Source organism: Micromonospora sp. NPDC003944 (genome assembly GCF_053605225.1).
Genome location: NZ_JBSGIV010000002.1, coordinates 1 through 26,799, shown reverse-complemented (window position 1 = coordinate 26,799; position 26,799 = coordinate 1). Strand labels below are relative to the sequence as shown.

The following is a 26,799-nucleotide window of genomic DNA, read 5'->3' as shown; positions in this document are numbered from 1 at the left end:
ATGGCCGTGAACTCCGTAGTCCCGCCGTCCCCCGGGCGCCGTCAGGTCTCCTGGGGCACCCCGCTCACCTACGCGCTCGCCCTCGCGATCGCGGCCGTGTCGATCGCCCCGGTCATCTACGTGGTCATCGGCGGTTTCCGCACCACCCCGCAGATCGTCGCGGACCCGGCCGGCCTGCCCGACCCGTTCGTCTGGGACAACTACTCCAGGGTGCTGACCCAGAGCAACTTCTGGCAGCAGGCGTTCAACAGCGCCGTCATCGCGCTCGGCACCACGCTCGCCGTGGTCGTGCTCGGGATGGCCGCCGCGTTCGTCCTCGCCCGCTACAGCTTCCGCGGGCGGGAGGGGCTCTACACGTTCTTCACCCTCGGCCTGCTGTTTCCGGCCGGGGCGGCGATCCTGCCCCTCTACCTCATGCTGCGCGACCTGAACCTGATCAACTCCTACTACGCGGTGATCCTCCCGCAGGTTGCCTTCTCACTACCACTGACGATCGTGATCCTGCGTCCCTTCCTGTCCGCCATCCCGAGAGAGCTGGAGGACGCCGCCGCCATCGATGGCGCGAGTCGGCTCGGCTTCCTGTGGCGCGTCGCGATGCCGCTGTCGCGGCCCGCGCTCGTCACCGTCGGCGTCCTGGCGTTCGTGGCGAGCTGGAACTCGTTCCTGCTGCCACTGCTCGTCCTCAGCGACGTCAACCTGCACACCCTGCCGCTGGGCGTGCAGAACTTCTCCAGCCAGTACACCACCGACACGGCAGGCGTACTCGCCTTCACCTCGCTGGCGATGCTGCCGGCGCTGCTCTTCTTCACGCTCGCGGAGAAGCAGATCGTCGGCGGCCTGCAGGGTGCGGTCAAGGGCTGAGCGGCAGCGGTACGAGCACAACCAGAGAAAGGCACAGCATGACAGAGGTCCACGCGGTGGTGGACGGGCCGACGCCGGCTCAGAGAGGTCCGGGGCACGGCCGACCGGACGGGCACGACGGCGAGGCCCGGCTACGCGATCTTCTCGGCCGCATGACGATCGATGAGAAGATCGCCCAGCTCGTCGGCTTCTGGGAGAAGGAGGACGGCGAGGCGGTCGCGCCGTTGCAGGGGGAGTTCGGCGACGTCGTCAAGCTCGAGGACTTCTCCCGGCACGGGCTCGGTCACCTCACCCGCGCCTACGGCACCCGCCCCCTGGACGCGGCGGAACGCGCGTCCTGGCTCTGGAAGTTCCAACGGGACCTCGTCTCCGGGACCCGGCTCGGCATCCCCGCGATCGTCCACGAGGAGTGCCTCACCGGGCTGTCCGCGTGGAAGGCGGCGACGTTTCCCACCCCGCTGGCCTGGGGTGCGGCGTTCGACCCCGATCTGGTCACCGAGATGGCCACGGCGATCGGCGCCTCGATGCGGGCCCTCGGCATCCACCAGGGGCTCTCGCCTGTGCTCGACGTGATCCGGGACCCCCGCTGGGGTCGGGTGGACGAGTGCATCGCGGAAGACCCGTACCTGGTCGGCACCATCGGCACGTCGTACGTGCGGGGTCTGCAGTCGCAGGGGGTGCACGCCACCCTCAAGCACTTCGCCGGCTACTCCGCTTCGCGCGCCGGGCGTAACTTCGCCCCGGTGCACGTCGGCCGCCGGGAACTGGCCGACGTGCTGCTCCTCCCGTTCGAGATGGCGATCCTCGACGGCGACGCCCGCAGCGTCATGCACTCGTACACCGAGATCGACGGGGTTCCCGTCGCCGCCGACCCGACGATGCTGACCGGCATCCTGCGTGACCAGTGGGGTTTCGACGGCACCGTGGTGGCCGACTACTACGGGGTCGCGTTCCTGAACCTGCTGCACCACGTGGCGGGAGACCACGCGGACGCGGCCCGGCAGGCGTTGACGGCCGGTGTCGACGTCGAGCTGCCGACCGGCGACGCCTACCTGACCCTGCGGGAGTCGGTGCGGGCGGGCACGCTCGACGAGGCGCTCGTCGACCGCGCGGTGCTGCGGGTGCTGCGTCAGAAGCAGGACCTGGGCCTGCTCGACGCGACGTTCAGCGACGAGCCGCCCCAGGCGATCGACCTCGACTCACCCGAGCACCGGTCGATCGCCCGCCGGCTCGCCGAGGAGTCGATCGTGCTGGTCGCCAACCAGGACGTGCTGCCGCTGCCGGCGGGGCGACGGGTGGCCCTCATCGGCCCGAACGCCGACCGGCAGGGCGCGCTCTTCGGGTGCTACTCGTTCCTCAACCACGTCCTCGTCCAACACCCCGGTGTGGAGACCGGCATCGAGGTGCCGACCGTGCTCGACGCCGCACGGGCCGAGTTCGGCAGCGACCTCGTGACCTGGGCGCGCGGCTGTGACGTGGACACCGACGACCGGTCCGGCTTCGACGAGGCTGTCGGCACGGCCTCCGACGCGGACGTCGCCGTCCTGGTCGTCGGCGACCACGCCGGCCTCTTCGGGCGCGGCACGGTCGGCGAAGGCTGCGACCGGGACGACCTGGAGCTGCCCGGCGTCCAACGCGAACTGGTCGAGGCGGTGCTGGAGACGGGCACGCCCGTCGTCCTCGTGCTGCTGACCGGCCGGCCGTACGGGGTCGGCTGGGCGCTTGCGCGCTGCGCCGCCGTGGTGCAGGCGTTCTTCCCCGGGGAGGAGGGCGCCGGGGCGATCGCCGGGGTGCTCTCCGGTCGGGTCAACCCGTCGGGCCGGCTGCCGGTCACCCTGCCCGGGTCGGCCGGCGCGCAGCCGTACTCCTACCTGCACCCCACCCTGGGCGAGGGCAACGAGGTGACGAACCTGTCAACGACGCCCGTGGCGCCGTTCGGCCACGGCCTGTCCTACACGACGTTCGCGTACAGCGACATCGTCGTGCCCACCACTGTCGCCACCGACGGGGCGGTGGCGGTGACCGTGCGGGTGACGAACACCGGCACGGTCGCCGGCGACGACGTGGTCCAGCTCTACGGTCGCGACCTGGTGGCCTCGGTCACCCGGCCGGTGGCGCAGCTGCTCGGCTATCGGCGGGTGCACCTGGAACCGGGCCGGTCCGTGACGGTCGAGCTGACCGTGCCCACCAGCCGCCTGGCCTTCTCCGACCGCACGTACACCCGCGTCGTGGAGCCGGGTGAGGTCGAACTCTGGGTCGGCACCAGCGTGCGGCGGGACACCCAGGCGACGACCGAGCTGGTCGGTGACACCGTCGCGGTCACCACCGCCTCCCCACGCTGGACCACCATCGACGTCCGTTGACAGTCGGTCCGCCGTCGTCCCCAACGGGCGACGGCGGACCGGCCTCAGCAGGGCCGAGTGCTACTCCTGGTCCGGGCCGAGGCGGCTGATCTCGTACCCGTCGGGGTAGCTCTTGGTCTTGATCCCGTCGGCGAACAACGCCGTCGTCGGTGGTGCTCCGAACCACCGCTGCAACCGCGAGCGCGTCGTCAAGGCCAGGTGCAACCCCGCCCGGACCGGCCAGGCCGGCGTGTCGACCCGCATGGCGCGCCGCAGCGGCGCGTCGTACAGGGCGCTGACAAGTGCGTTTCCCAGCGGCGCGAACACCCGGGGGATCCGGGTGAGCATCAGCATGCGGGTGGCGCGTTCGATGGCCGCCGCGTCGTCGTTGGGCCGCAGGTGCGCCGCGTCGTGCGCGTCGAACCAGGTCTCGAACTCGGCGTACGACCCGGGGATGTCGGTGATGCCCATCCGGCGGCCGAGTTCCCGGTAGAACAGGTACGTGGCGTGCCGCTCGTGGCAGCAGGGTCGGCGCCAGCCGTACTCCTGCAACCACCGGGTGGGGATCACGACCAGGCAGCCGAGGACGTAGCGGAAGTCGTCGTTGCCGATGTCGTACCGGCGGTGGATCTGGTTCACGCGCCGCAACGCGTCGCGGCCCCGAGGCTGATCGAAACCGTTGAGCACCATCTCGTACATCAGCAGGCCGGTGTCGTCGAGCCGCTTCTGGGTGCGTTCGGTCAGCTCGCCCGTGGCGGTGTGCACGGCGGCGATGGCGGGGATGGAGAAGGACCGGTTGAAGGCGAGGTTGAGGCCGAGCTTCAGGTCCCACGGAAACTCGTAACGCAGCATGGTCTGGTAGATGTCGAGGTAGTCGCGCTCCGGGTCGAGGGCACGGATGCGGGCGAGGTTGGCGTAGCGGTCTCTCATCGGCGGGCGTCTCCAACTGTCGGATGCGGGGTGCCCGGGGCGGTCAGGTCTCGGGTCGCGGCGACAGTCTGCGCCACCACCGGCGAGGAGGCGTAGAACTCGGTGACCAGGGTCAGCCAGGCGACCTCACCGGCGTAGCCGCCGTCCGGGCGGTGCAGCTCGTCGGCGGGCTGCGGGACCGCGGCCACCAGACCGGCGTGATGGCGACGCAGAGCGCAGGCCAGGTGGGCGGCCTCGATCGTCGCCTCGCGCTCCTCGGCGGTCAGCCCGGCCTGCTCGGCGAAGTGCGCGGCCAGCGCCGTCACACCGATGTCCAGGTACGGGCGCAGGGCCAGACGGCCGTCGCGGATCTCCGCCACCCGGCGGGTCAGTGCGTAGTCGGTGTCCCGCACGGCTGCCCAGCGTCGACGCAGGGTGGGGTCGAGTTCCAGGTCGGGGAGGGCCGCGATGAGGTCACGCCAGAGTGGTGCGAGCCGGCGGTAGGAGTGGTAGTCCTCCCACCGCCGGGTGATCCTGAGGGTGGGCCCCCACGCCGGCATGGTGAGGCCGATCGTGATGAGCAGAGCGCCGATGGTCACCAGGACGGCGGCGATCTGTCGCTCGCCGGCCGGTTGGTAGCCGGCCCAGTAGGCGACGAGATACCCGATCTTGTTGGTGCTGTAGAGCAGGGCGAAGGCGGCACCGACCGCGGTGATGCGCAGCCCTCGGCGCAGCCAGGGCCGTCCGCAGATCTTCGCGAAGCTCCAGCACAGCCGGGTGATGTCGAAGCAGTAGGCGAAGAAACCGAGCAACAGGAAGATCAGCAGGTAGGCGGTCACGACGGGGTCGGTGGCGTACTCGACGGTCAGGAGCACCGGGTCGTCGTAGGTGAGGGTGTAGGCGAACAGGCCGACCATGACGAGGAACGCGCACGCGGTGACCCAGATCCATCGGCGGGCGCGGGCGGCGGCCGTCGCCGCAGGGAGCGCGAAGTGCAGGAGCATGATCTCGGCGTTCGCCGAGATGGTCAGCGCGCCGGCGTGGGCCATCACCTTGGCCAGGTTGGGTAGCCCCGACGTCTGGTCGATCGCGGTCGCGATGGGCGGGATGGCGACGGTGATTCCGGCGGCGAACGCTCCGAGACCGCCGCAGATCGCCCGGCGGGCGTGGCTCGGGTGCCGGCGCTGCAACCGCACCATGTAGCCGAGAGCGATCCAACCGGCTACGGCGCAGACGGCGTAGAGGACGGTGTCCATTCCGGCGTTACCAGTGGGGGTGTTCGAGTGAGTGCCGCAGCCGGCCGTACAGCTCGACGTCCGCGCCGTTCAGCGGCACGTCGTCGACGTCGCTGCGGTTGCCGCGAACGCGTCGAAGGAGCAGTGAACCGATCATTTCGGCTTCGCGTTCCTCGGTCGCGGCGTAGGTGCTGCGGCCGAGACTGCGCTGGACGAGTTGCGGGTCGAGGTCCGGTAGCAACAGGCGGGAGGCGTCCGCGTCGAGTACTTCGGTCGCCTGGTGGCCGGCGAGCAGGTGACCCAGCTCGTGACCGATGATCAACAATTGGTGCAGTGGCGAGGTGTCCTGCTCGAAGAAGATGGCGTCGAAGTCGCCGGTCGGGACGCACATGCCGCACACGGTGTGTGCCGGCAGCTTGATCGGTACCAGATGGATCGGACGGCCCCGTCGTTCGGCGAGCGCATTGCACAGCTTCTGGATGTCGAACGGCTCGGGCACCTCAAGCTCGGCAACGAGCTGCTCGCAGCGCCTGCGTAGTCGGTGCAACTTCACGTCAACGATCTCCCGCTCGTCGGTGTACTGCCACCGAAGGATCTGCACGGCTAGTCGCGGTTGGTCGGCACGGAACCGGTCGTGCCGCTGCCCTCCGCGACGGCTCGCAGTCGGGCCACCATCTGCTCGACGAGCCGTGTGTCCGTCGCGGAGAGCCCGTTGTCGGCCAGGACCTGGCGCAATGCCACCCGCTTGACATCCATCCGGCGCAGCTCGTTGAGGAGCGTGAGCTGACCCTCGATCCGTCGGGCCGCCGCGTCGTCGACGAAGTAGCCCGAGTTGATTCCGAAGGCGGTGGCCAGGGCGCGGACGTGTGAGGTACGGGGATCGCTTGCCACGCCGCGGCGTAGTTCTCCGATGTAGGCGGCGCTGATCGTTACCCCCGTCTCGGCCGACATCTCGTTGATCTTGTCGGCGATCTCTCTGTTGGTGTACCTGCGCCCCGACTCGTCGGAGTCGCTCAGCTCCTCGGCCGTCGGGCGGATCTTGTCGAAGAGGTACTCCAACCTGGCGGCAAGCGTGTCGAGGGGCGGCAGCTCCTGCTCTGCGTGCCGATCGTCAACAGTCATTCTTCACCCTCCAGCCGCCTAAACGACAGTGTCGCAGATGCCCGGGACGGCAAAACAGATGTTGACACGTGCACGGAACGTGAGCGTATGCTCGCTCCTGTTTGGAGCAACGTGTGTTGAGTGTCAGCTCGATCGGCTCAACACACGTTGCGCGCCGGACGAGCGTGCGGTCCGGCCGGCCGAACCGGGGGAGCCATCGGCGGGAGGAGTCAGCTCCGCAGGGGGCAGAACGGGGGGGTTCCTTCCGCGGTATTGGCTGGCGCGTTGGTCGGTGGCGGCAGACCGCCGCTGCCCGGTCGCCGCTTGTTGGTGGGGGGTCGCTGGGCCGCTCCGGCAGAGGGTCGTCGTCTGCCAGCGGCCCAGCGGCGGTGGGCCCGGACGTCACAGCGGTCGGCGGCTCACGGGGGCTGACTGTTCCCCCGGGCCGGGGCCGCCCAGCCAGGTGACGGTGGTCAGCCGGGTGCCAAGTGACCGCCGCGCCCGGGAGACCTGACGCGCGTTGGCGTTGACAAGCACCGGCTGCTCGGCGGCCCGCAGGACCGGTAGATCCGACAGTGAGTCGCTGTACGCCACCCGCCAGGGTGACGTCACCCCCTCGGCGGCGAGCTGCGCCACCTTGGTCGGGCCCTGGTTGTGCACGATCAACCTCGGCCCGTGAATGTGCGATGCCACGAGCTCGACCCCGGTGAGGCCGAGCGCGTCGAGCACCGCCCGTGCCAGGGTGTGCTCGCACGCGGTCACCACGATGACCCGGTCACCAGCGGCCAGGTGGTCGAGGATCATCCGCAGGCCGGGCCCGATGACCCGTCCTGGCTCCGCGGCGAGGTCCGCACCGAAGCGTTCCAGCTCCGCCCGCAACTGGTCCGCGTTGCGACCCCACAGGCCGATCCGGCTCACCCACCGCGCCACCCACGGCCGAAGGGCAGGAATGGTGGCGATGGGCGCAAGGAGAACGAGCGCGACGACGGCGAGCGGCAGCCGTGCACCCACGAATGCGGTGCGACGCAGGAACAGCCCGAATGCGTCCCCGCGCACCAGGACACCGTCAAAATCGAAGATCACGGCCTGTGCGCCCGACGCCCTCATCGGCTCACCGAACCCGGTGCCACTGGCAGCTCGCCATGAGCCGAGTGTACTGGCGGCCGAGTTGCTCTGATTACCCGCGACAAAGCGGAACCCGTCGCCCGCATCAATTGTTTCGCCGCTGTTTCCGCGCCGAGCCGACAACCTGACACTTCCAGATCGGGCCCGCGGCGCGATAATCAGCACGGTAGCCGGCGAGTTGCGAATGGCATGCCGCCGATGTCGATGACGCCCGGACGAGTTGGGGGATCGGTGCGCTCTGCCGACGACGAACGAGCCGTCACCGACATCGCTCGGCTGATGATGGAGCGCGCCACTGCGGTCGATCCCACGATCGACGCCGAGAGGGCGCTGTTCCCGGTGCTGACCGCCGCCTTCTTCCGAGATCGGCACCGGGCGCTCACCGGCACGCGTTCGACCGGCGCACTCGAGTTCGGGGCGGCCGAGGCGGTCATGCTGTTGACCCCCATCATGCTCGAAACGGCCCGGGTGGTGTGGGCGTACCTCGTCGAGGACGCCGTTCGGCGGGGGATCATCTGGTCGGGCGCGGCGGCGCGCCAGGTGTTCGGCGACCAGTCGGCGTCGCCGGATGCGGAGCAGCCCGGTGGATCGACACCGTCGGCGCTGACAGCCGAGCAGTGGAACCACGTGCACCACCTCGTCACGCAGGTGCTGACCGGCCCTGGCAAGATCCCGGCCGGCCGGGCGGCCCTGCTGGCGGACGCGGTCGTGGGCCGGGGCCGACTCGGCGACGGACCACCGGCGTGACCACCACCCTCGATCCGCCCCAGCACCGCCACGACGACTCCGACAAGGTCCTCGCCGCACCGTCCGGGACGCACCTGCGGTTCCTGCTGCTCATTACCGCCGCACTGACAACCAGCGCGGTCATTCTCGCGATTGTCTACCTGTCGATCCCACCGCACCTGCAGGCGCACCGCACCGTGTTCGGTCAGTGCGAGCCAGTCCTACGCGGCCCGGCCGGCGCGCCGCCGCCGACGCTTGTGGACAACCTGGACCGGGACACCGCGACAATCGAGGCGTTCGTCGAGTGCACCGCACCCGCCACCCTGGCCCAGACGACCTGGGTGGGCTGGGCGCTGGCGGCACAGGTCGGGCTCGTCCTGGCGGTCTACGGGCTGCACCCCTGGTGGGTGCGGCGTCGGGGCCGGCTGGAACGGCTCGACGCGGACGCCGATCCGGTGCTCCGCGACGAACTGGCCGACCTCCTCGCCCGGATCCCGCTGCGGCGGCGGCCACAGTGGCTGCTGGCGCCCTACTCGTACGGGCAGAGCGGGCAGGCGTACGGCCTACCGTGGCGCCCTCGGATCAAGCTCGATGTCGGGCTGCGGCTGCTCCTGGCGACCGATCGGCCGCGCTTCCGCGCCGTCGTCCTGCACGAACTGGCGCACCTGCGCAACCGCGACGTCGGTATCACTTACCTGACCATCGCCGTGTGGTTGGTCTTCGTCGGCACGGCCCTGCCGGCCCTCCTGCTGGTCATGCTCGCGCCCCTGCTGCCCGGAACGGGCATCGGCACGAGGCTGAACAGCAGGTGGCAACTGGTCGCTGTCCTCGCGTCCGTCGCCCTGCTGACCGTGATGGTCTTCCTGGCCCGCAACTCCGTGTTGCGAACCCGGGAGCACTATGCCGACGTGGCTGCCGCCGCTGCCGGGAGCCGTCCGGCCATGCTGGTGGCGATCGACGCGCTGCCGTCTCGGCCCCGCCAGTTCTTCTGGTACGGCACGCACCCGGCCCCGGGGCTGCGGCGGGCCGCCGTCGACGATCCGTGGCGGTTGGTGCGGACCAGCGGCACCGACGTGGTGGTCTTCGGTCTCGCCGTCGGCGTCGCGCTGACCAACCTCCTGTACTCCGTGCCCGCCGCGGTGGGTGCGACGCTTGGCTCCGTACTCGTGTGCGCTCTGGTGGCTGCCGCCCTGGCCCTGTTCCTCGCGGCCTGTGCGCGTCGGGCCGTCGCGCGCGCGTACCCGGCGAATTCCACAGGTGGGCAGCTCTGGGGTGTGCCGGTCCTGCTCGGGCTCAGCGTGAGCGCCGGATCCGCGGTCTCCGCGCTGTCCGCTTTCACCGGCGGGGCGGGGATGGCCGACGTGGACGGGTCCCTCACCGCTGTCGCCCTGTTGTGCCTGGGCGCGTGTCTGTTGCACGTCTGGTTCACGTCTGCCCACCGGGCTGCGTGGCGACCGGACCGGCCCACCCGGTCGACACCCGTCCTGACCGTGCTCTTCGTGCTGGTCGGCGCGGTGTTCCTCTTCTTCTGGCTGGTGAGCAGCGACCAGTTGACAGCCGCTCGGCTTGGCCCGCCGCCCCGCTACGGGGCGGACATAGCCTGGTACCGCGACCTGGCCCGAGTGGTCTCGACGACCTACCTGCCCGTGGTCACCCTCAGCAATCTGCCCCTCGGTCTCGCCGTCGTCGCCCTCGCGGGTGCGCCGTTGCTGGCCGCACGGGTCGCCCAGGAGCGGCTGCGACCCGCCCTCACCGCCGGAGTCGCCGCGGGAGCGGGAGCGCTGCTGGTCGCCGTGGCGCTTCCGTTCGCCGCGCAGTGGTCGCTGCCCGAGGCTGTCCGGCACCCCGCCGAGAGCTTCCGACTCGGCGGGGCACCCCCGTTCACCTTTGTCCTGATCTCCAGCTACGGCCTGGCCACCGCCGCAGCGGTGCTGCTGGCGACAGCGACGGTGGCCTTCCGCGCCGAACGGATGCGGCCCGCCCTCGTCACGCTGACCGCGCTCGTCACGGTGACCGTCGCGGCACCGGGTCTCTACCTGCTCAAGACCGCTGCTCGCTGCCTGGACATCTACGCCGACGGCCTGGCGTGCGGTGTGAGCGGTGCCCCGGTCAAGGAGCACACCCTGTTCCTGGACACCGTGCTGGCCTGGGCCGCGATCGTGGCGGTGCCGGTCGCGCTGCTCGCCGCGGCGGCCGGCGCAGTGTGGCGGGCGCGTCGGCCCCGACCACCGGCACCGAGAGCGGCGCCACCCGCCGCCGGGCAGCAGAGCACCGCTGCCCGTGCCCGCCGGCTCGTGCCGGTGGTGGTCGTACTTGTCGTCGGTGTCGTCTTCGCGGCGACCGAGCTACCCAGGCTCACCGGTCTGCTCCTGCCGGCGGCCCCAGACGGCAGGAGTCCACCTGTCACCGACGAATGCCTACCGGGCTACTGGGTGGAACGGTCCCGGCGGCAGCTACAGCCGATCAGCACCACCGACGTCGCCGCTTTCGGCAGCTCCGGTGCGGTCTGGTCGTTCACTCGGCAGGGCACCGCGACGCTGCATCTCGGCGACAACACGGCCCGATCCGAGACCGCGCCGCAGCAGCACATCGCCTATCACAGTGCCGGCACCATCCAGTGGCGTTATGCCGCGACCAACGGTCGGCTCACCTTCACCGCCGACCGGGTCGCCGCCACCCTGAGCGGCAGCATCGGCGGCGTGCGGCGTAACACCATCGCGCTGGACGTCGACAACGTCGGTGACTACGCCCTGCCCTCGGGGTACACCTGCACCGGGGACACCCTGACGACCGCCGCGCCCGGACACCTCGTCACCCTGCACCGGATCGCCGTCGCCGACTGAACCGGCCGTGCGTCGCAACATAGCGCGCCGCCACGTCGGGCTGCGACGGAGGCGGCGCGCCATCTGGCCGTCGGTCAGTACGGGTAGCCGGGGATGTTGAGTCGCACGCTGTAGAGCCCGGAGTCGCCCCATCGACCCGAGGTGACGAAGAGGGTCTGCCGGTCGGTGCCGCCGAACGCCACATTCGTCGTGCCGGAGTTGCCGGACCGGATCGTGCCGAGCTGGGTGCCGGTAGGGGAGTAGACGTGGACCAGGGAGTCCCCGCCCGAGGTCCAGTAGACGTTGCCGGCGCAGTCGATCGTGCCGCCGTCCGGGCCGGCGATGTAGTTCACGAAGACGCTGCGGGCGCCGATGCTGCCGTCGGGCTGGACGGCGTACTTGTAGATCTTGTTTTCGGAGTAGGCGCCCACGTACAGTGCCGTCCCGTCCGGCGAGAGCGAGATGCCGTTGGGTTGGCGCAACTGGTCGTCGACGAGCGACACCTGCCCGTTGGCGACGCGGAAGACGCTGGTCCGCCCGCTCATCTGGTCCGGGCGGTTGCCGCGCTGGAAGTTCGGGTCGGTGAAGTAGACGACGCCGTCCGAGCGGACCGCCACGTCGTTGGGCGAGTTGAACGCCCGGCCCTGGTAGTTCGCTGCGACGGTGGTGCGCGCCCGGTCGCTGAGTCGGTACGAGGACACGTTCCGCTGGTCGTGGGTGGCCGCGACGAGCTGCTGCGCGTCGGCGCTGAGTGCCAGGCCGTTGCTGCCGGCGTTGGCGATGAACGTGTCGAAGGTCGCCGGAGGGGTGAACCGGCGGATCGTCGACGGCTGGACGTTGTACGGTCCGGTGCCTGCGGTCATGTCGGAAAAGAGCAGGTAGCCGCCGTCGGCGACCCAGACCGGCCCCTCGAGGAAGGTGAACCCGCCCTGGATGCGCGAGGCGGTCGGGGTGCTGGCCGGCAGCGGTTGCCCGTAGCTGACCCCTGTCGGGCAGACCCTGGGAGGGGCGCCGGGCGGGCCGGCGAGCGCGACGCGAGCGCTGACGTGCGCGGCGTTGGGGGCGGCACCGGCGGGTGGTGTGGCGGCGCTGACCGCGAGGCACAGGCCGGCCAGTGCGGCAATCGTGGGACGCCAGGTCATCGAATACTCCAATCGGCGTCGAGGGTGGCGATGGCCGGCGTGCGAGGTCGGTGGCTGGCACGGCGTGAGGGCGGGCCGTCGATGTGGGTATCCGGGAGCCTAAGTGACGAACCGGCGAGCCGCAGCGGGTTTTCGGCGCTGTTTCCGGAACAATCGACAAAGACGCTGGTCAATGCCGAAGAAATGTCCCGAAACGTTTTCGGTCCTACCTCCGCCAGCTCACCCTCGACCAGCTCCGCCAGCGCCATCGACTGAGACCGACACGGATGTCGGTCGTCCGCTCTACGGTGTGCCGGTGAACGCCGTCCAGACGTACCGATACCTTGCGCCGTCCGCTCTGCGTGCCGACGGTCTCGACCTCCAGACCAGCGGCGGCCCGGCGGCCAACCCGCGCTTCTTCTCCGGCTTCCTCACCACCCCCGCGGCCGCGGCGGCCGGGCTGCTCGCCGTGGCCGAGGTGGCCCGCACCCGCTACCACCAGCCGGTCAGCCCAGCGAGCCTTGATCCGGTGGTGACCGGCAGCAGGGAGCGGCTCCGATTCGAGTCCTTCTCCGGCTGCTGCGGGGTCTACGCCCGGATGGACGTGGTCCCCGCCGGCTTCGATGGTGAGATCGCCGGGCACGGCACCACGAACGTCGACGTCAACCCGCCGCTGCGTGAGGCCCTCGCCCGGGTGGGTGGCATCGACCCGCTGCACCTGGCCGTCGGCCCGGACGACCTCACCGTCTCTACTGTGGAGGGAGCGGTGGTCGAGCGGAAGGTCCCGCTGCCGGCACGGTGGATGCGGGGCTTCGCCGAGGTGCACGTCCTCACCGCCGGCTTCGAGCCACGCGCCGAGATCCCCGCCGCGGAGGCCACGGCGTTCCTGCGCCGGCTCCCCGGAGCCAGCGACCGCTCGGTGCTCTGGGCGGTGCCGGCCGGGCGTACCCTCCGGCTGACCTCCCGCCCGACGCCGGGGGCGGTCTGTCTGGCCGGCGCGGGGCGGCTCGCGGCCCTGCGCGGGCTGCTCCGGCACGCCCGCACCCTGCGGGTGTACGGCCCGGCGGTGCGCGCCGGCTCACCGGCCGTGCCGAGCACGTGGGAACTGGACACCGGCTCGCTGCGGCTGTCGCTGACCCTGTCGCCCGAACCGTACCGGGGCTTCTCCGGCGAGGGCGCGGCGCTGCTCGCGCTCGCCGGAGACGAGGTGATCGACGACGCGGAGCTGGTCGGCGCCCTGCTCTCCTGGGACCCGACGATCGACGTCGCCGCGCTCGCCGACGCCGCCGGCCTGTCCGACGACCGGGTCCGCGCGGCCCTGGCCCAGCTCGGCACCGCCGGACGGGTCGGCTACGACGTCGCCGACGCCGGGTACTTCCACCGGGTGATGCCGCACGACGCCGGCCGGGCCGAGCGGGACAACCCCCGGCTGGTCGGCGCCCGCACGCTTGTCGAGCAGGGCGCTGTCCGCCGCGACGGCGATCATGCCACGGTACGCAGCGGCGACGACGAGTACCGGGTCCGCCGGCTCCCGGACGGCAACCTCACCTGCACCTGCCGTTGGTGGGGAAAGTACCGGGGTCAGCGCGGCCCGTGCCGGCATGCCCTCGCGGTGTCCATGGTCGCCCAGGTGACGGCGTGATGGACCTCTTCGAGGCACTCGATCGCGGTGAGGTGACGACCGTCGGGTCGGCACTGCACGCCCTGGACGAGCCGGCACGACGAGCCCTCGGGGACGACCTGGTCGTCCACGTCCGGCAGGAGGACGACATCTGGCTGGGCCGCAGAACGACCGCGCTGGCGGTGGCCGCCGTGGGCACACTGAGCACCGCGACGAAGGTCGCCGCCCTGCTCGGCCGGAGGTTGGTCCTGTTGACGGATGTCGATCCCGAGCCGGTGGTCGCCGCGGCGCGGCAGCGGGGCGTGCCCTGGCTCGCCGACGTGGCGTACCGGCTGGCCGAGCGGCTGCCCCGCCGCCGCACGTGGGACGGTTGGCACTTCATCGCCGCGCTCCTGCTCGCGGAGAAGGTGCCGCCGCCGACCGGGGACGCGTTCGTCGCCGGCTGGGCGCAGTCACTGTGGTGGCAGCGGTCCTCCGACGGGCACCGCCGGGCGCCGCTGCTCGATGAGCTACGCGCCGACCCGTTCCTGGACGTGCTGGTGCCGCGCCTGTTCGAGGTCGACGGGATCGGCGTCGACCTGGGGTTCAGCGGTGCCGGGCAGCCGGTGCCCGCAGCGTTGGCCGCGCTGGCGACGGAGGGGCGCCTCGACCGCGCCGTGCTCCTGGACGGGGTCCTCGGCCGGTTGCTGCGCGGCGACCGACCGGGCGCGCTACGTCCGTTCCTCGCCCTGCACGAACAGCTCCGTCCCGGCCCGGACGAGGTGGCCACGCGGGTGAGCGGGTACCTGCGGTTGCTCGCCGACGGGCCGGGGCCGGTGGCGGGCGTCGCACAGCGGGCGCTGCGCGACGCGGCCAGTCAGGTGGATGTCGACTCGCTGCTGGACACCGCCCGGATCGTGTTGGGTCGACCGGAGAAGGCGCTGGTGCGCGCACAGCTGTCCTGGTTGGACCGGGTGGCCCGGCACCGCCCCGAGCGCCGCGCCGAAATCGCCGAGGTCCTCGCGTCGGGCACCGAACACCCGGCCGCCGACCTGCGCGACCGCGCGGCGGCCTTGGCGCAGCGCCACGGTCATCACCGGCTGGCGGCCACGGTCACCGTGGCGGTGGCCGGCGACGAACTGCCCCCGCCGGTGTCACCCGCGCCCGCGGCGTCGCCGATCACCGAGGTGGACGAGCTGGTCGAAGAGGTCTTCGGGCTCCTCACTCCGCGCCGGCCCGCGGCAACCCTGGAGCGGGTCCTCGACGGGCTGGTCCGGCTGGCCACCACCGACCGGGACCGGCTGGCTACCGCCCTGCTGCCGGTGCTGCGGCGGGGTGAGGTCGGTGCCTGGGACCACATGTGGTCCCAGTTCAACGTGCAGGTTCAACTCAACGGCGTCCTGCTGGCCGCCGCGCAGCCCGAGGCGGCCAGCCGCCGCGACCAGTGGTCAAGCATCCTCAGCCAGTTACTGACCCGAACGCTACGCCCGTTTCGGGGTCGATCGGCCGTCAAGCCGCCGCACCAGTCCGCGCTCACACTCGTCTACTGCGGCCGGCTCGCGGAGATCGGGCAGCGCCTCGACGGCCGAGACGACCCGGGGCTGCTGGCCGCACCGACAGGCGCCACCGGGGCCCTCGACCCGATCGCCCTCTACGAACGGCTGGCCGCGCTCGGCGACCGCCCGGTGTGGCGCTGGGACCTGACCCAGGCCCTGCTGCGCCTGCCCGCCGGTGTGGACGAGGCGCTTGCCGATCGCGCCGCCGCGCTGGGCAGCATGGCCGGTGACGAACTGGCGCGCTGGCTGCGCGGCGACACCCTACCGGCAACGGTCCAGCAGGTGGTCACTGTCGGCCGACGCGAGCGCAGACACACGTACGACTTCGGCTACGAAGGGCTCCCTGCTCGGCGCACCCTCGTCACCGGTACCCCTCCCGAGGGTGTGGCGGACCCGCTCGGGCTGCTCACCGTGCCGGCGCACCCGATCGGCCGAGGGCTGAGCGACTCGAGCAACCTGTGGCCGGCGCTGCTGCCGGGGCACCGGGGATTGGTCGCCGCCCACCTGTTGTCCGAGTTCGCAAGCGCCGCGCAGGAGAACGCCAAGGACGCCGCCACTATTCTGCCGGCAGTGGCCGAGTGCGCCGGAGCGGGCGGCCCGGCGCTCGACCTCGCGCTGGCGTACGGGCTGTGCGCCCGGCACGAGGTGGACCGAGTCGCCACCCTCGACGCGCTGCTGATGCTGGCGGCCGCGGGCGACCTCGATCCGCAGGGCGTCGGCGGCCAGTTGGGCGCGCTGGCCGCCGACGGGCAGGTGACACCGACCCGGGTGGTCACCCCGCTTCGCGACGCGATCGCCGCCGGTGCCCGGCTGACCGTCTGGCGGTTGCTCGCCGCCGCGCTGCCACCGATGCTGGCCGCGCCGAACCCGCCTCGCGGCACGCCTGACCTGCTGGCTCTGGGCGCCGAGACGGCCCGGGCCACCGGCGTGCGCATCGAGGTGCCGGGGCTGGCGGACGTGGTGGCACGCGGCGGCACAAGCCGGTTGGCGACCGAAGCGCGCAGACTCGCCACCGCACTGGCCACCTGACCCGCCGGGTCATCCGTACCGCAGCGGGGTTGCCGGGAGCGTGCCGTCCGGATCGTTTCAACGAACCTGATCCGTGGGTACGCCCTGCTGTGGGGCCGACTGACCGGTCGGCCGGCGCCGCGTGCCGAGCGGCCGGACTCTGCCACCGGCGTCCGGCTGTTGCTCGCGACCTTCGGCCTCATCGCGTTCGTCGTCGGCGTGCAGGGGCCGTTCACCCCGGACGGCTGAGGGTCACCGGCTCACGTGGTCGACGGTCGCGGCGCCCTGGTGCCCACGGCGCTGGCGATCAGGAGTATGACCGCCGGTAGGAAGGCGACACCGATGCCCAGCCCGAGCAGCAAACCCCATCCGGTGAGGACGAGGGCGGCCGCCAGATCGGCGACCAGGGTCAGCCGACCGGCCCGCTGTGCGAGGACGGGCAGCGACGCGGCGACGACGGGAACACCGAGCAGGTAGCCGGCTGCGGCGCCCGAGTCCGCCACAGTGAAGGGGATCAGCGCGGCGGCCACCAGCACGGTGATCGCCAGGGCCGACCATCTGAGCACCGACCGGGTGTCGGGCGGCTTGCGGAGCAGGATCACGAGACCGACGAGCAGGACGCCCACGCTTGCGCCGACGGTCGCCAGACCGGTCATACATGCCCTCCTCGACGGCCGGGCCAAGGCGTTCGATCGAAGACGGCGGATCGCCGTCTCCGCGTCCCACGATACGGCTCGTCCTCCAGCACAACTGGCCAGGCAGGTCTCAGTCGGCGTCCAGCACCTCCCGCAGCCGCGCGGCGAACTCCTCGGGCTTGCCCGCGTAGCCGAACTCACCGCCGAGGAACCCGCCGTGGTGGCTCGGGAACACCACGGCCTCCTGGCCGAGCAGCGCCGCGAGACCCAGCGCGGTGCGGGCGGTGTACGTGCCGGCCGACTCCTCGCCGACCGCGACCACGATGCGGGTGGGCGCGGCGGTCAGCACACCCGCGTCGGGGCGGTAGTCGGTGACCGCCCACGAGTTCTTCGACAGCAGCGGATCGTCGCGGCTGCCGTCGTCGTCGGCGGGCATGCCGAACATCGCCGGGTCGGGGGTTGGCTGGGCGAAGTAGGCGTCAGTGAACTCGCCCTGCCAGGACGTCATCGCGATGAACGCGGCCATCCCCGCACCCGCGCCCTTCGCCTGGTACGCCTCGTAGAAGCCGGCCCGGGCACGCTCGGCGGCCGTGGCGTCGGGGAGCACGGCGTTGATCGGCGGTTCGTGCGCCACCAGGGTGGCGACGTCGCCGGGGTGGGTGGCGACCAGTTCGAGCGCGGTGACCGCACCGCCGCTGCTCGCGAACAGGTCGACCGGGCCGACGTCGAGCGTCTCGATGAGCGTGTGCAGGTCGGCGGCCTGCTGCTGTGGCGTGTGGTCGGACCGACCGTCCGTGCGGACGCTGCGGCCCAGACCCCGGGGGTCGTAGGTGAGGACCGTGCGGTCCGTGAAGAGCGGGGCGAGCGCCCTGAAGCCCTCCGCCGCCATCGGCTGGCCGATCATGAGCAGCGCACGGTGGGCGCCGACGGGAGGTAGCGGGCCGCGGACGTCGTAGACCAGCTCGACGCCGGGTATGACCAGGGTGTGCGTCTGGATGTCCTGCATCGGACGAGACTACGACCGGCTGGCCGGTGTCGGGGTGTCCCGACAGCGGCGAGCCACGATTCTTCGACACGGCGTCTCTGTGCCGACCATGGCGGGATCAGTGGCGCGGCTGCCCGTCACCCCGGGGGACGGGCGGCGGCTGACGGAGCGCGTCGCCGATGATGCCGGGCATCCGCCGGGCCACCCCCGCGAGCAGATCCGCGACCTGCACCCGTGGATCGTCGCGGGAGTCGACCATCACCAGCCCGGCCAGTGGTGACACCCCGTTCGGCAGCGCCCCGGCCCGGTCGACGCCGGTCGCCGAAGCGTCGCCGTTGTCGGCCAACGCCCGTTGCAGGCGGGTCAGCCGGTCGGCCGTCAGGGCGCTCTGCTCGTCGTGCGTCACCAGCACCTGCCGCCGACCTCGGCTCCAGGACAGGACCGTCTCGGCAAGCGCCGGCAGCAGCGGTTCCAGCGGGGGAGGGACCGTGCGGTCGTCGGCGTCGAGCCGGGCCACCACGGCTCGCACGTGGCTCGGGCTGAGCCCGTCGAGGACGGCGTCGGCCGCCGCGCCGAGCCCGTGTCGGCGCAGCGCGTCCCGGGCCTGGAAGAACCGGCGCACGGTCTGGTCGACCGGCTGCCGCCGCTTCATCCGGACCAGGTCGACGAACGCCGACAGGAAGGCGGCCCAGTCACCTCCGGCCGGGCGTCCGGCGTCGTGCAGGGCGAGAGCGGCCGGATGGTGCTCGCGGGCGAGGCGGGTGCCCGCCGCGTACGACGGCTCGGTCAGCAGGAAGTCGACGATCCGGGTGACGAGGAAGAACTCCTTGTCGATGAGGTGGACGTGTGCCCGGCCGGACAGCGCCGCCAGGAACCACTCCAGCGCCTGGTCGGCACCGGAGCCGCGCAGGAACCGCCCCGACTTCAGCTCGTGCGGTGCGAACCGGAACCCGGACCGCAGGGCGGTGATGAGCGCTACCGCCTCGTCGGGGGCCAGGTCGACGCTCGCGTGCGTGATCACCGGGGCGGTCGAGTGCAGCAGGTTCGTGCCGGAGAACCCCGACTCGTCGCAGGCGATCTCGACGACGGCCCCGACGACCACCGCGCCGCCCGGCGGCAGCCCACCCTGAAGAGGTGACCTCACCGCCGGGCTCCCGCCATGCCGCCCATGGTCACCCGTGTGTCGGCAGAGGACAACCCGATTGCGTACGGGAGCTGTGCTTGCTTCCGATGGCCTTGAGGGCGCACGCGGAGCTGATGCACGGGGAGGTCGGCTGCCTGTGGCCGTACATCTGATGTATGTCCACCCGGTGTGGTCGTTGCCGGCGTCGTTCTGCCGGATCGCCCTGCGGAGGAGCGCCAGCCCACCGCTGCCCAACCGCCCATTCATCTTGCTGACCGGCCAGAGGGGCGTGACGTGCACCTGTCGATCGACCGTTGCCTATTCTGTGGGCCCGGAGTAACCTTCCCGAAACACATCAGATGTCTGGCGCGTCAAGGCCCGGCGTCGGCCTGCTCCGGCAGGGTCCCGGTTGGCCCCGCCAAGCGGATCCCCATGTCGAGTCCCATAGTTGTCCCGCTTCGGGGTGGCCGGACTGGTCACCGTTTGGAGGATCGATGTCAGACCTGACCCGTCGGCAAGCCCTCAAGATCGGCGCAGCCGGTGCGGGTGGCGCTCTCCTGCCGGTGCCCTGGACGGCCGTGGCCAAGGCGGACGCGGCGGCGCCGCCGCAGGTGTTGGCCGCCGGGGACCTCGCCCTCTGGTACGACGAGGGGGCCGGCACCGACTGGCTGCGGGCGCTTCCGATCGGCAACGGCCGGCTCGGCGCCATGGTCTTCGGCAACGTCGACACCGAGCGACTCCAGCTCAACGAGGACACCGTCTGGGCCGGCGGCCCGCACGACCCCAGCAACACCCGGGGCGCGGCGGCGTTGCCGGAGATCCGGCGGCTCGTCAACGCGAACCAGTGGACCCAGGCCCAGGATCTGATCAACCAGACCATGATGGGCAATCCCGGCGGTCAGCTCGCCTACCAGACCGTCGGCAACCTCCGGCTCGCCTTCGGCTCCGCAAGCGGCGCCTCGCAGTACGACCGGACCCTCGACCTGACCACCGCCACCGTCACGACGTCGTACGTGCTCAACGGTGTGCGGTACCAGCGGGAGGTGTTCGCCAGCGCACCGGACCAGGTCATCGCGGTGCGGCTGACCGCTGACCGTTCCGGCGCGATCAGCTTCACCGGCACGTTCGACAGCCCGCAGCGCACGTCGGTGTCCAGCCCGGACGGCAGCACGATCGGCCTGGACGGCATCTCCGGCAACATGGAGGGCGTCAACGGCCAGGTGCGTTTCCTCGCCCTGGCCAACGCCACCGTCAGCGGCGGCAGCGTGTCCAGCTCCGGCGGCACCCTGCGGGTGACCAACGCCAACAGCGTGGTCCTGCTGATCTCCATCGGGTCGAGCTACGTCAACTACCGCAACGTCGGCGGCGACTACCAGGGCATCGCCCGACAGCGCCTCACCGCCGCCCGGGCCAGCAGCTACGACCAGTTGCGCAGCCGGCACGTCGCCGACTACCAGGCGCTGTTCGGTCGGGTCACTCTCGACCTGGGCCGCACGTCGGCAGCCGACCAGACGACGGACGTCCGGATCGCCCAGCACAACAGCGTGAACGACCCGCAGTTCTCCACGCTGCTGTTCCAGTACGGCCGCTACCTGCTGATCTCGTCCTCGCGGCCCGGCACCCAACCGGCCAACCTCCAGGGCATCTGGAACGACTCGCTGGCTCCGGCGTGGGACTCGAAGTACACGATCAACGCCAACCTGCCGATGAACTACTGGCCGGCCAACACGACGAACCTGGCCGAGTGCCACAACCCGGTCTTCGACATGGTCCGAGACCTCGCCGTCGCCGGGGCGCGGACCGCCCAGGTGCAGTACGGCTCCGCCAGTGGCTGGGTCACCCACCACAACACCGACGCATGGCGGGCCACCGCCGTGGTGGACGGCGCGTTCTGGGGGATGTGGCAGACCGGCGGCGCCTGGCTGTCCACGTTGATCTGGGACCACTACCTGTTCAACGGCGACATCGAGTTCCTGCGGACGAACTACCCGGCCATGAAGGGTGCGGCCCAGTTCTTCCTCAACACCCTGGTGACCGAGCCGACCCTCGGTTACCTGGTGACCAACCCGTCGAACTCGCCAGAGCTGAGCCACCACTCGAACGCCAGCGTGTGCGCCGGCCCCACGATGGACAACCAGATCCTGCGGGACCTGTTCGACGGCGTCGCCCGGGCCAGCGAGATCCTCAACGTGGACAGCACCTTCCGGGCCCAGGTGCGGGCCACCCGGGACCGACTCCCCCCGATGAAGGTCGGCTCGCGCGGCAACATCATGGAGTGGCTCTACGACTGGACGGAGACCGAGCAGTACCACCGGCACATCTCGCACCTGTACGGGCTGGCGCCCAGCAACCAGATCACCAAGCGCGGCACCCCGCAGTTGTTCGAGGCGGCCCGGCGGACCCTGGCGCTGCGCGGCGACGACGGCACGGGCTGGTCGCTGGCCTGGAAAATCAACTTCTGGGCGCGGATGGAGGAGGGCAAGCGGGCGCACGACCTGATCCGTTACCTTGCCACCACCGCGCGACTCGCGCCCAACATGTTCGACCTGCACCCACCGTTCCAGATCGACGGCAACTTCGGTGCCACCGCCGGCATCGCCGAGATGCTGTTGCAGAGCCACATCGGTGAGCTGCACGTCCTACCCGCGCTGCCGCCGGCCTGGCCGAGCGGGCGGGTGACCGGCCTCCGTGGTCGTGGTGGGCACACGGTAAGCATCACCTGGGCGAGCGGTGTGGCCACCGAGATCCTCGTCCGACCGGACCGGGCCGGCACCGTCCGCCTGCGTTCCCGGATCCTGACCGGCACCGTCACCGTGGTCGACACCGCCGACGGTACGGCGGCCCGGGTCACCCGGATCGAGTCCGACCTGATCGAGGTCACCGTGCAGGCCGGGCGCACCTACCGGGTCACCAGTTCCGGTGCCACCACACCGACGTTGGACCAGAGCTTCACCAACGTCGGCATCACCAACGACAGCAACACCAACGTCGGGAACTTCGACGGCAACGGGGCCACCCTCTCCGCGCAGGCCCTGACGTCGGCCGGCGCCAGCCCGGGCGCCACGATCAGCCGCAACGGGGTGACCTTCCGGTGGCCCAACGTCAGCTCCGGGGTCGCCGACAACGCCATCGCCTCCGGCCAGACCATCGGCATCACCGGCACCGGCAGCACGCTTGGCTTCCTGCTGACCGGCACGTACGGCGCGGTGTCCGGCACCGGCACGGTGGTCTACGCCGACGGCACCCGGCAGACGTTCACGCTGAGCAGCCCCGACTGGTACGGCGGGCCGCACTCCGGGGGGACCGCGGCGATCGTGTCCGCGTACCAGAACCGGCCCAACAACGGCCGCCAGGCCACCGCCGCCTGCATCTACTACGTCGGTGTCGGGTTGCAGAGCAAGGCGGTCACGTCGGTCGTGCTGCCCAACATCAGTGCCCGGCCGGCGACGAACGTGCCGACCATGCACATCTTCGCCATGGCGATCGGGGGCTGACGACAACCGATCCTGCTCGGGGGAGCACGACCGGGCCCGTCCTACCTGGGGACGGGCCCGGTCGCGGTTGTCGGTGCCGGGTGCCTCCCGGCCTGGCCGGCCACAGCACGTCGGCGGTCAGGGCAGCCGCGAGCCCTCGTTCACCAGCAACCCGGCCTTCGTGACGTCGGCGGTCAGCGTCTGCGAGCCGAGGTAGCGGTAGACGCTCCCGTCGCTGGAGTAGTAGGCCGTGTAGCTGTACCCGATCTTGGTCAGTCGGTGCAGGACCTCAGCCTTTGGCTCTGATCATTGGCCGAGCTGAATCCTGCGTGCCTCGCTCGGTCTGGCGCGAGGAGACGTGCATCGTGGGGCTCACGAATCTTGAGTCGGCCCTTGCCGTAAGTCCGTGGGTGGCGGCAGCCTTCGCCGTGCCTGTTGCGGGCGGTCCGATCCGGTGGGTGTGCAACCGAGGCGGTCCGGTTCTCGCGTGACGGCTCAAGTCGTATCGGCGGGCATCCCCCGCATGGGTCGATCGCTCGATGGTCAGTAGCGCCAGCGGCCACGGTCAGACCAGGAACTCTTCCCGCATCCGCGCGCCCAGGTTGATTCCACCGACAGCCCGGGGGCCGGCCGGATCGTGCACGGCGACGGTGTTGTTGCGACGCATCAGCTCGCGGACGGCGGGCGGCAGTCGCGGCGGGTCGTCCATGGCCACGAGGACCTGCCCGGCGCTGATGATCAGTCGATCGGCCAGGGTTGCGGCGTCGGTGTCCACCCGCACCCGGCCGTACTCCCAGCCCGCGGTGGTGAGGTCGAGCACCTCGAACACGCGGGTCAGCAGGGGGTTCGGGTCGGTCACCTTGTCGAGCCGAGGGGCCCGGGCGCCGACCACCGTGACAGCGGCGGCCACCTGCGCGTACGGGTGGAAGCCGCAGGGCAACGCGAACAGCGGCCAGCGCAGGGCCGGGCCCGCCTCCTTCCACAGCGGCCGGTAGTTGCGGCGGTGCACCAGCAGTCGTCGGCCGGTCCGTCGGTGGATCTCCTGAGCCTGGGCCTGAAGGTCCACGTGAGCCTCGTCGGCGACCTGACTCACGATCCGGGTCGCCACCACCAGGCCGTCGTCGCTATCGAGTGAACCGGTGAGCGCGTCGACCTGGTCGTTGAACCGGACCCGCGCGTGCGGACCGTAGCGGGACTGGACGTCATGCAGTAGCGCCTGCTGGCGTCCCGGGTCGAGCTGGACCCGCCTCCCGCCCAGCAACCGACGGAGCCAACGCATGTCGCCTCGATTCAGCAGAGCCGTCGCGGACGGCGGCAATGCTAGTGCGTCGGCCCTCGCTCATGTTCCCAAGGGGGGTCGATCCAATCCGCACTCGCGGCCGGCGGTCACCGATGGCCAACCACTGCCACAACCTGGCGCACGCCGACGCCGGGATGACACTGCATCTGATGTACTCGTGATCGCTGGTGCCGGTACTTTTCTGTCATGACTGAGGACACCTTCCGCTCGGTGGAGATCGAGCGCACCAGCCTGGGCAACTACGTCGTGCGGAACGTCCGTGGCGGCTCGGTGTCGTTGGGCACGGGTGAGGACGGCAGTTTCACGCCGGTGGAGTTGCTGCTGGCGGCCATCGGCGGCTGCACCGCGGTGGACGTGGACCACATCACCAGCCGCCGTGCCGAGCCGACCGGGTTCACCGTCGCCGTCACCGGCGACAAGACCCGGGACGAGGCCGGCGGGAACCGCATGCGCAACCTGCGGGTCGAGTTCACCGTGACGTTCCCCGACGGCGCGGACGGCGACCAGGCCCGTGCGGCGCTTCCCCGGTCGCTGCAGCAGTCGCACGATCGGTTGTGCACCGTCTCCCGTACCGTCGAGCTCGGCACTCCCGTCGCGATGGTCGAGGCGTCCGGGTCCGGCGAAGACTGATCGTTGCTGAGCACGGCTACTCAGGTTCCGTGCGGCCCGTCGGGTGAGGATGACGGCATGCGTCGACTACTGGTGCCACTGCTGGCCGTCCTCGCCGTGGCGGTGGCGTGCGCCGAGCCGAACACTCAGCCGACTCGCCCGAACCCGACGGTCGCGCAGCCGGCGCCCACCGAACTGCTCGCCGACGGCAGCGTCCCGTGGGCCGACCTGAAGATCACGGACGAGGACCTCAACGGCCCGCCGGCCGCGCCGAGGAAGCCGGCCACCGGCAGTCAGCCGTGCCGTGCGGAGCAGCTCTCCGGCCGGCTCACCCGCTGGACGCGGCCGGGCAACGGCGGCGAGGAGCCTCGCGGTGCGGACGCCGCCCTCGGCAAGCTCATCGGCGCAGTTGACGTACGGAACGTGTCGACGGTGGAGTGCACCCTGCGGGGCGAGGTGCCCACCACCATGCTCGCCGGTGGCCGCGAGATCCCGATGCTCTACACCCACGACATCGACGAAGAGGGCCGCAGCCGGGTGGTCGCCGTGCCGGCCGGTGGCAACGCCAGCCTGCGCCTGGACTGGTCCGGACCGTTCTGTCGGCCGACCGTCGGGCCGTTGGAGCTCGCGATCGAGTTGCCGCACGACGGCGGCACCCTGCGCGCGCCGGTCACCGCCGACGATCGTCCGACCTGCCCGCAGGGGGAGGGGGTGAACCCCCGCGCCCGGGCGACGCTCTCCGCGAGCGGATTCACCGAGCCGGCGGTGCTGTCGAGGCCTCCGTCCTCGCCGTTGGACCAGCTCACCGTCGCCGTCCGGGGGCCGTCGACCGCCGCCGCCGGTTCGCGGCTCACCTACCGGGTGACGCTCGGCAACCCGACCGACGGTCCTCTCGCGCTCGACCCCTGCCCGGGTTATCTGGTGGAGCTGTTCTCGCTCGGCGACGCCACCAACGACGCGGTGAACTCGGCCCAGCTGTACCGGTTGAACTGTCGACCGCTCACGCGGCTACCCGCCGGCGGCAGCGCGGTGTTCGAGATGGTCGCCGAGGTGCCGGCCTCGATGCGTGCCGGGCGCGAGCTGACGGTGACCTGGAAGTTCTACCTGCCGCACTACGTGGAGCGGGGCGACCAGTTCGGTGCCATCACCCTCACGATCGCCTGAGCTGTGTCGCTCCGCCACATCGGGGGAGGTAGCCGAAACCGCAAGCAGGGAATCGATGCATGTTGATGGTGTGGGAGCGCTCCCGTAACATACCTGTCGCGGCCTGTTAACGCTCACAATCAGTCACTGAGCGACGACCACCACCAATGTCAGGGCCGCCGTCCCGCGAGGAGGGTGCTATATGGGCAGATCCAGAGCCACGAATGTCGGTGTGGTTGCGGCCGGCGTCGGCCTACTGCTGTCGTCGACAGTTGTCGCGGCGCTGCCGGCCGGCGCTGCGGCTGAGGGTTGTTCGGTGAGCTACGCCGTGTCGTCGCAGTGGCAGGGCGGCTTCGGTGCCAACGTGGCGATCACGAACCTGGGCGACCCGTTGAGCAGCTGGACGTTGACCTGGTCATACGGCGCCGGGCAGACGGTGACGCAGGCATGGAACACGTCGCTGACCCAGAGCGGGTCCGCGGTGACGGCGAAGAACGTGGCTTACAACGGTTCGATCCCGACCAACGGCACGGTGTCGTTCGGGTTCAACGGGTCCTGGACCGGCAGCAACCCGGCGCCGACGAGCTTCGCCCTGAACGGTGTGACGTGCACCGGCGGCACGACGAACCCGCCCACGACTCCGCCGCCCACCACCCCGCCACCGACCGACCCGCCGCCCACGACTCCGCCGCCGACCCAGACGTGTGACCTCCCGTCGACGTACCGCTGGTCCTCCACGGGGGTGTTGGCGCAGCCGCGGTCGGGTTGGGTGTCGTTGAAGGACTTCACCGTCGCCCCGTACAACGGCCAGCAGTTGGTCTACGCCACCACCCACGACACCGGGACCAGGTGGGGTTCGATGAACTTCAGCCTCTTCACCAACTACTCGCAGATGGCCTCGGCCAGCCAGAACGCGATGAACAACGCGACGGTCGCGCCGTCGTTGTTCTACTTCGCCCCGCGCAACATCTGGGTGCTCGCCTATCAGTGGGGTGGGCCGGCGTTCTCGTACCGGACCTCGTCCGACCCTACCAACCCGAACGGCTGGTCGTCGCCGCAGACGTTGTTCAGCGGAAGCATCACCGGCTCGGGCACCGGCCCGATCGACCAGGCGGTCATCGGTGA

21 protein-coding genes are annotated in these 26,799 nt (G+C 71.1%); 10 read left to right on the top strand and 11 right to left on the bottom strand.

The window, feature by feature from the left end; all coding sequences use genetic code 11:
• On the top strand, nt 1–861 hold the full coding sequence (locus ACWER9_RS01325; protein WP_452299893.1) for a carbohydrate ABC transporter permease: 861 nt from the start codon (nt 1–3) through the stop codon (nt 859–861).
• A 152-nt stretch (nt 862–1,013) separates the two neighbouring features.
• A complete protein-coding gene (locus ACWER9_RS01320; RefSeq protein ID WP_452299892.1) occupies nt 1,014–3,224 on the top strand; it encodes a beta-xylosidase/alpha-l-arabinosidase in 2,211 nt (736 codons plus the stop codon).
• 60 nt (nt 3,225–3,284) lie between these two features.
• Here the strand turns inward: ACWER9_RS01320 and ACWER9_RS01315 are convergent, their stop codons facing one another.
• The 5 genes from ACWER9_RS01315 to ACWER9_RS01295 all read right to left on the bottom strand — a co-directional run bounded on the left by ACWER9_RS01315 (nt 3,285) and on the right by ACWER9_RS01295 (nt 7,555).
• Nucleotides 3,285–4,133: an oxygenase MpaB family protein gene (locus ACWER9_RS01315; RefSeq protein ID WP_452299891.1), complete on the bottom strand. Its 849-nt coding sequence runs from the start codon at nt 4,131–4,133 to the stop codon at nt 3,285–3,287.
• Nucleotides 4,130–5,368: an MAB_1171c family putative transporter gene (locus tag ACWER9_RS01310; protein WP_452299890.1), complete on the bottom strand. Its 1,239-nt coding sequence runs from the start codon at nt 5,366–5,368 to the stop codon at nt 4,130–4,132. The genes ACWER9_RS01315 and ACWER9_RS01310 overlap by 4 nt, the downstream gene beginning before the upstream one ends.
• 7 nt (nt 5,369–5,375) lie before the next feature.
• Nucleotides 5,376–5,948 carry a hypothetical protein gene (locus tag ACWER9_RS01305; protein WP_452299889.1) on the bottom strand — a complete coding sequence of 191 codons (573 nt, stop codon included), beginning with the start codon at nt 5,946–5,948 and terminating at the stop codon, nt 5,376–5,378.
• A 2-nt stretch (nt 5,949–5,950) separates the two neighbouring features.
• Nucleotides 5,951–6,469 carry a hypothetical protein gene (locus ACWER9_RS01300; protein WP_452299888.1) on the bottom strand — a complete coding sequence of 173 codons (519 nt, stop codon included), beginning with the start codon at nt 6,467–6,469 and terminating at the stop codon, nt 5,951–5,953.
• 381 nt (nt 6,470–6,850) lie between these two features.
• The gene (locus ACWER9_RS01295) at nt 6,851–7,555 is read right to left on the bottom strand and encodes a haloacid dehalogenase-like hydrolase (RefSeq protein WP_452299887.1); all 705 of its coding nucleotides are present in this window, start codon (nt 7,553–7,555) and stop codon (nt 6,851–6,853) included.
• Between the two features lie 249 nt (nt 7,556–7,804).
• Here ACWER9_RS01295 and ACWER9_RS01290 point away from each other — a divergent pair, with 249 nt between their 5' ends.
• A complete protein-coding gene (locus ACWER9_RS01290) occupies nt 7,805–8,320 on the top strand; it encodes a hypothetical protein (RefSeq protein WP_452299886.1) in 516 nt (171 codons plus the stop codon).
• Nucleotides 8,317–11,142 (top strand): M48 family metalloprotease, encoded by a 2,826-nt coding sequence (locus tag ACWER9_RS01285; RefSeq protein ID WP_452299885.1) that lies wholly within the window; start codon nt 8,317–8,319, stop codon nt 11,140–11,142. The genes ACWER9_RS01290 and ACWER9_RS01285 overlap by 4 nt, the downstream gene beginning before the upstream one ends.
• A 74-nt stretch (nt 11,143–11,216) precedes the next feature.
• Here the strand turns inward: ACWER9_RS01285 and ACWER9_RS01280 are convergent, their stop codons facing one another.
• Together ACWER9_RS01280 and ACWER9_RS01275 are read right to left on the bottom strand one after the other, a co-directional pair.
• On the bottom strand, nt 11,217–12,263 hold the full coding sequence (locus ACWER9_RS01280; protein WP_452299884.1) for an SMP-30/gluconolactonase/LRE family protein: 1,047 nt from the start codon (nt 12,261–12,263) through the stop codon (nt 11,217–11,219).
• Nucleotides 12,260–12,511 carry a hypothetical protein gene (locus ACWER9_RS01275; protein WP_452299883.1) on the bottom strand — a complete coding sequence of 84 codons (252 nt, stop codon included), beginning with the start codon at nt 12,509–12,511 and terminating at the stop codon, nt 12,260–12,262. Before ACWER9_RS01275 ends, ACWER9_RS01280 begins: the two co-directional genes overlap by 4 nt.
• A 47-nt stretch (nt 12,512–12,558) precedes the next feature.
• On the opposite strand from ACWER9_RS01275, the gene ACWER9_RS01270 reads away from it, so the two are divergent.
• Together ACWER9_RS01270 and ACWER9_RS01265 are read left to right on the top strand one after the other, a co-directional pair.
• Nucleotides 12,559–13,884, top strand: a complete 1,326-nt coding sequence (locus tag ACWER9_RS01270) for an SWIM zinc finger family protein (RefSeq protein ID WP_452299882.1) — start codon at nt 12,559–12,561, stop codon at nt 13,882–13,884.
• Nucleotides 13,884–16,427, top strand: a complete 2,544-nt coding sequence (locus ACWER9_RS01265; RefSeq protein WP_452299881.1) for a hypothetical protein — start codon at nt 13,884–13,886, stop codon at nt 16,425–16,427. Before ACWER9_RS01270 ends, ACWER9_RS01265 begins: the two co-directional genes overlap by 1 nt.
• Nucleotides 16,428–16,666: 239 nt before the next feature.
• Here the strand turns inward: ACWER9_RS01265 and ACWER9_RS01260 are convergent, their stop codons facing one another.
• The 3 genes from ACWER9_RS01260 to ACWER9_RS01250 form a co-directional block, all read right to left on the bottom strand.
• Nucleotides 16,667–17,062, bottom strand: coding sequence for a hypothetical protein (locus ACWER9_RS01260; protein WP_452299880.1), 396 nt, complete (start codon nt 17,060–17,062; stop codon nt 16,667–16,669).
• Nucleotides 17,063–17,171: 109 nt separating this feature from the next.
• Nucleotides 17,172–18,047, bottom strand: a complete 876-nt coding sequence (locus tag ACWER9_RS01255) for an alpha/beta fold hydrolase (RefSeq protein WP_452299879.1) — start codon at nt 18,045–18,047, stop codon at nt 17,172–17,174.
• 97 nt (nt 18,048–18,144) lie between these two features.
• Nucleotides 18,145–19,170: a DUF3800 domain-containing protein gene (locus ACWER9_RS01250; protein WP_452299878.1), complete on the bottom strand. Its 1,026-nt coding sequence runs from the start codon at nt 19,168–19,170 to the stop codon at nt 18,145–18,147.
• Between the two features lie 473 nt (nt 19,171–19,643).
• On the opposite strand from ACWER9_RS01250, the gene ACWER9_RS01245 reads away from it, so the two are divergent.
• Nucleotides 19,644–22,643, top strand: coding sequence for a glycoside hydrolase family 95 protein (locus ACWER9_RS01245; protein WP_452299877.1), 3,000 nt, complete (start codon nt 19,644–19,646; stop codon nt 22,641–22,643).
• Nucleotides 22,644–23,187: 544 nt separating this feature from the next.
• On the opposite strand, the gene ACWER9_RS01240 is transcribed toward ACWER9_RS01245, so the two are convergent.
• Nucleotides 23,188–23,901: a hypothetical protein gene (locus ACWER9_RS01240; RefSeq protein ID WP_452299876.1), complete on the bottom strand. Its 714-nt coding sequence runs from the start codon at nt 23,899–23,901 to the stop codon at nt 23,188–23,190.
• Nucleotides 23,902–24,108: 207 nt separating this feature from the next.
• Here ACWER9_RS01240 and ACWER9_RS01235 point away from each other — a divergent pair, with 207 nt between their 5' ends.
• The 3 genes from ACWER9_RS01235 to ACWER9_RS01225 form a co-directional block, all read left to right on the top strand.
• Entirely contained in the window at nt 24,109–24,552 is a 444-nt protein-coding gene (locus tag ACWER9_RS01235) for an OsmC family protein (protein ID WP_452299875.1), read from the top strand.
• Between the two features lie 57 nt (nt 24,553–24,609).
• Nucleotides 24,610–25,695, top strand: coding sequence for a hypothetical protein (locus ACWER9_RS01230; protein ID WP_452299874.1), 1,086 nt, complete (start codon nt 24,610–24,612; stop codon nt 25,693–25,695).
• A gap of 181 nt (nt 25,696–25,876) precedes the next feature.
• Nucleotides 25,877–26,799, top strand: a 923-nt coding sequence (locus tag ACWER9_RS01225) for a non-reducing end alpha-L-arabinofuranosidase family hydrolase (RefSeq protein WP_452299873.1), incomplete at its 3' end; no start/stop codon positions are given.

Coding starts and splice junctions, on each gene's coding strand:
- ACWER9_RS01325 (WP_452299893.1), top strand. CDS start 1: ATGGCCGTGAACTCCGTAGTCCCGCCGTCCCCCGGGCGCCGTCAGGTC.
- ACWER9_RS01320 (WP_452299892.1), top strand. CDS start 1,014: ATGACGATCGATGAGAAGATCGCCCAGCTCGTCGGCTTCTGGGAGAAG.
- ACWER9_RS01315 (WP_452299891.1), bottom strand. CDS start 4,133: ATGAGAGACCGCTACGCCAACCTCGCCCGCATCCGTGCCCTCGACCCG.
- ACWER9_RS01310 (WP_452299890.1), bottom strand. CDS start 5,368: ATGGACACCGTCCTCTACGCCGTCTGCGCCGTAGCCGGTTGGATCGCT.
- ACWER9_RS01300 (WP_452299888.1), bottom strand. CDS start 6,469: ATGACTGTTGACGATCGGCACGCAGAGCAGGAGCTGCCGCCCCTCGAC.
- ACWER9_RS01295 (WP_452299887.1), bottom strand. CDS start 7,555: ATGAGGGCGTCGGGCGCACAGGCCGTGATCTTCGATTTTGACGGTGTC.
- ACWER9_RS01280 (WP_452299884.1), bottom strand. CDS start 12,263: ATGACCTGGCGTCCCACGATTGCCGCACTGGCCGGCCTGTGCCTCGCG.
- ACWER9_RS01275 (WP_452299883.1), bottom strand. CDS start 12,511: ATGGCGCTGGCGGAGCTGGTCGAGGGTGAGCTGGCGGAGGTAGGACCG.
- ACWER9_RS01265 (WP_452299881.1), top strand. CDS start 13,884: ATGGACCTCTTCGAGGCACTCGATCGCGGTGAGGTGACGACCGTCGGG.
- ACWER9_RS01260 (WP_452299880.1), bottom strand. CDS start 17,062: ATGACCGGTCTGGCGACCGTCGGCGCAAGCGTGGGCGTCCTGCTCGTC.
- ACWER9_RS01255 (WP_452299879.1), bottom strand. CDS start 18,047: ATGCAGGACATCCAGACGCACACCCTGGTCATACCCGGCGTCGAGCTG.
- ACWER9_RS01245 (WP_452299877.1), top strand. CDS start 19,644: ATGTCAGACCTGACCCGTCGGCAAGCCCTCAAGATCGGCGCAGCCGGT.
- ACWER9_RS01240 (WP_452299876.1), bottom strand. CDS start 23,901: ATGCGTTGGCTCCGTCGGTTGCTGGGCGGGAGGCGGGTCCAGCTCGAC.
- ACWER9_RS01235 (WP_452299875.1), top strand. CDS start 24,109: ATGACTGAGGACACCTTCCGCTCGGTGGAGATCGAGCGCACCAGCCTG.
- ACWER9_RS01230 (WP_452299874.1), top strand. CDS start 24,610: ATGCGTCGACTACTGGTGCCACTGCTGGCCGTCCTCGCCGTGGCGGTG.